We start from the raw sequence: 4,397 nt of genomic DNA on the forward strand, positions 1-4,397 counted from the left end.
TCCAAGATTTTCTTTTGAGAACTCTATTTGGCAAGACGACTTTTCCAGCCCTTCCCAAATCCCTACTAAAAACACCCCGCCCTCCAATTTACCTAATACAGCAACTTTTCTAGCACAAATAAGTCACTCTTTTAAAAAAAATAAAGGATAAAGGATAAAATTTTTCGTGATTTTTAAAACGATGAGAAGGAGGTTTTATTTGGACATTTCTGCGGGGGGGGGGAGGAGAAATGTTAACCCCCTTCTCTAGAAAAAGCTTTATATAATAATTTATTATTTAGCAAGAGCCTCTTTAATCTTTTTTTGATTCTAACGAAAATTTAATCTTAAAATTGCTTTCTGCTTTTTAGGTTTGAGCTCTCTAAAACTTTTCAAAAGAATGTGCTCTTCTTTACTTGAAATCCTTTCATCACAGCAATACAAGACATTTTCTTTTGTCGAGAGATCAGCGTAAAAAAGGCAATAGGAACATTGAGAATATCAGCAATTTCCTGTAAACGCCCAGCTCCTATACGATTAGAGCCTTTTTCATATTTTTGGATTTGTTGAAAAGTCACACCTAACTGGCTACCTAATTTCTTTTGCGACATCCCGATCATTGTTCTTTTAAAGCGAATTTTTCTGCCTATCGAAATATCGTTAAAGTGTGGATTTTTAGCTTTCACTTCAAGCTCCCCTGCCGGTTGCGAGCGCCTCTTATGCGTATTCCGGGAGTCAAAAACACTGAGTTCAGTCAGCTTTTTTGCTTTTAGTGCTAGAGAGCACCTAGACATAGCAAAAACTCCCAGAATTCCGGGATACCTACAAGAGTAGGTTCATTTTATGATCGAACTTTAGGGCTTTCAGACCCTACTGATCGCTGCGTAGACGACCAAAGTCACCCTTTAAGGTATAAAGGAATTGGAGAAGATTAACAATAAAATTTAAAACAGTCTTTATTTGTATTTTTATAAGAGGCAGATAACCTCTCATTTTTGATTAAATTATGTGTGAACGAAGTGAGCTCTATTTATTGAAATAGGTATAAGATCATAATCAAGAGATGCTAGACGTATTAGCTCGTAGTAAAAACCTTTCATAGACATCATTAGCAAACAAGCAAAGAAATATCATGATAACAAAACCAATGACCATTGCTGTTTGGTGTTCATAGGGTGCAACTCTCGCTGTGTATCCGAAAAAAAGAAAAAATAGGAATAAAGCCAAGCCACCAGCAAAGAAGTTTAAGAAGGCAAAAACTGGTTTACGAATGAATAATAAAATAAGGAAGATTGCGTAAAGCAACCTTTTAAATATCACAGCCAATATTCTACGTATTGTTTTAAATATCCAAACGAATATTCTACGTGTTATGTTGAACACCCCACGCATTATAATTGATAAGATACTCTTTTTATGTCTTAATTTTTTTGGTGTTTGTATTCTTAGCAGAAAGATCGTTTATGACTCCCCCATTTTCAAGCCACTATATTATAAAATATGTATTATAAAAATGATTTATCTCTAATTATATCATCCAAAAATACAACAATACTTTATTCATTTTAACTAAAAACAAGTGCTTTATTAAGAAGAAAAGCTATTTTCATTAGCAAGAGCTGTTAAATCCTTACGTCTAAAATAGATAGAGCGTCCACAACGAACAGGTGGTTGCCCTTGCATAAGAATAATCTGTTCGTCTTTTCGCATTTCTTGTGTTATTTCATGTGGATATATTAAAGGTCTATGCTGGGTGTTTATATTTTCTGTCCCTCTTGTATGGAATCCTCCTAGAGGTTTGCTTGAATCTTTCACTTCAATGGTCATTTGACCACATGCCTTAGATATATTTTCAGCAGTTTTAATATCTTTTATTGCGGCATAGCTTACAAAAGCACAATTTTCAAACCATGTCATAACGCCTGACGAACCGAAATAGTGTTCTATTTGATCTACAGACTTGTAAAAAAGCATGAGAGATATACCATATTTGCGTCCATGATCACGTGCTTCTTCTAAAATGTTCATATATCCTAAAAGATCAGCATTATCTAAAATAAAGAGCGCTCTTTTTACATAATTACCATTAGCAGCTTCCATAGCTCTGAGAAATGAGCCAACAAGGACACGCCCAACACCTGGATAAGATTTTAAAATTTTTGAGGGGATATTTAGAAAAATATCAATATTTCCTTTTGTTATATCATTAGTTTTAAAGTCATACCCACTGATAAGATCTGCATAGTTAGAGAGTGAAAGCCATTGTATATCTTTTGCAGCAGTAGAATAGACATCTGAGAAAGTTTGTTCAGCCATATTTGTAAACACCCCAAGGGTTTCACGAATAAATTGGGATGGAGAATTTGATCGTATAGATTGCAATTTTCCAATCACGGATGGTTCTGGCATTGACATGATCGTATGAAGGGTTTTTAAGTTTTTTTCCTTTAATGTGTATTCATCAGAAAAGACAATATGCGCAAGTAGTCCTGTTAACAAATTATGTGCCTGTAATACAAAAAATTGATCAGTCGAAGTTGATTTGTCGTTTTCAGAAAGAAGGAGTCTAGCAACTTCAACCAACCCCGCTTCTCTTTCATAAAGGGGTAGATTTTCATCTAACAGCCAATCTAAAGGATTAAAAGTTTCCGTTGAAGAACCATGAGGATCAAGAACGTATACTTTTCTGTTTGACAGCTGCCTTGTTTTTTTTACCATTGGAGCGACTTCAGTTGAAGGGTCAAAAACGATCAGTGGACCGGAATATTTGAGACAAGTTGGAATAACATTACTGGTTGTTTTATAACTACCAGAACCAGCAAAAAATAACATATGGGTTGAATCAAAATTGAGTTTGTATGTCAACAATGGCTGGCGACCACCTTTTCCCCATGTTGTTTTGTCTTTAGGATTAAAAGGGACATCTTTAACAATATCTTTGTCGACTCTATAGCGCTCTCCTATGACGACTTCGCCATCACGAGGAAAAATCTTTTCAAGGCGTTTCATACTCATCCATTGAACACCACCAAAGATCGTATTTTTTGAAATTTTCAAAGGTGAAGCTTTAGGTAATGATAGTTTTATCGTGTAACCAAGGATAATAACGCCAATAACAACACCCCCTAAAACCATCCTATCAAAGAAAGGAAAAACATCCGCCCATGTCATATTATTTTGACCTACATAGGGACTAAGTCTGATATATTCATTTGCACTATAATAAGTTGCAAACAAACCAAAGATGATCATGGATGAAATAATGATATTTTTTCTGGTATGCCTTTTTTGTAATAAGATGAATGAAGAACATGAAAGTGCAATAAGGATTAAAATATCCAGTGGCTTTGATCTTACAAACCAATAAGCATCAGGCGTCGTTCCATTTTCTGTAATGTTATTGATGGTTATATTGACCAAAAAAGCTACAATGATTGAAAAGATGAGTGGCAATGCTAAAAATATAATCTGTTTTTTGTCTAATTTATTGACCATTTTCCCCCCTGCATACCAGAAAAAGCTTCTCTTCCTATTTTTTCGAAATTTTTGAATTTTTATCAAGTTTTGAAATGTAAAGCAAACCATCTTAAGATGAAAGACTTATCTGCCTCTCTAAGACGGGCTTTTATAAAAAGCTCCCCTAAACTAATTTTTTCAAGAATTTTTCCAAAGTTTCTTTGATGCTTCACGCGCTATTTAAATTTCTTACTTAACTCTTTTACGACACTGTATATGCTTCTTAACAGAAAAAAAACCAATAACAATACGCATTAGTGTTCACTGAAAAAAAAGCGCGGTTTATCATGTTGTGCCGTAAAACATTGTTGTTTAGAGCCGTGATATAAGGCATGTAAAACTTTCCATATTAAGTGTTTTTAGAGTGTGTAATAAATGGGCATGGCTTGCCCCGTAACGCCCTTTTTAAAGTGAACCACATGAATGGGTCAGGAGTAGGTCACCCCCCCCCAACAGAATCCGGACTGTTTACAGAGCAGCCCTTAAGTCAGGAATATGCATCCTTTAGAGCGTAGAGCGGGAGGAAATCAAACACAAAATTGCTTTCTGCTTTTTAGGTTTGAGCTCTCTAAAACTTTTCAAAAGAATGTGCTCTTCTTTGCTTGAGATCTCATCATCACAAGGAAACAAGACATTGTCTTTTGTTGAGAGACCGGAGTAAAAAAAGGAAATGGGAACATTAAGAATATCGGCAATTTCTTGTAAACGCCCCGCCCCTATACGATTGAAGCCTTTTTCGTATTTTTGGATTTGTTGAAAAGTCACACCTAACTGGCTACCTAATTTCTTTTGTGACATTCCAAGCATTGTTCTTTTAAAGCGAATTTTTCTGCCTATCGAAATATCGTTAAAGTGTGGATTTTTAGTTTGCACGTCAAGCTCCCCTGCCGGTTGCGAGCGCC

2 protein-coding genes and 1 pseudogene are annotated in these 4,397 nt (G+C 35.3%); all 3 read right to left on the minus strand.

Translation table 11 applies throughout. From position 1 onward, the window contains the following. Positions 1–309: 309 nt before the first annotated feature. Positions 310–773: pseudogene (locus tag ACFIL8_RS07810) on the minus strand (helix-turn-helix domain-containing protein). Positions 774–1,566: 793 nt separating this feature from the next. Beyond that, positions 1,567–3,474 carry a Ti-type conjugative transfer system protein TraG gene (traG, locus tag ACFIL8_RS07815; protein ID WP_375689345.1) on the minus strand — a complete coding sequence of 636 codons (1,908 nt, stop codon included), beginning with the start codon at positions 3,472–3,474 and terminating at the stop codon, positions 1,567–1,569. A 525-nt stretch (positions 3,475–3,999) separates the two neighbouring features. Beyond that, positions 4,000–4,397, minus strand: a 398-nt coding sequence (locus ACFIL8_RS07820) for a helix-turn-helix domain-containing protein (RefSeq protein WP_375689347.1), incomplete at its 5' end; no start/stop codon positions are given.

Origin of the sequence: Bartonella sp. AP57NXGY (assembly GCF_042195805.1) — a bacterium.
GTDB lineage: Bacteria > Pseudomonadota > Alphaproteobacteria > Rhizobiales > Rhizobiaceae > Bartonella.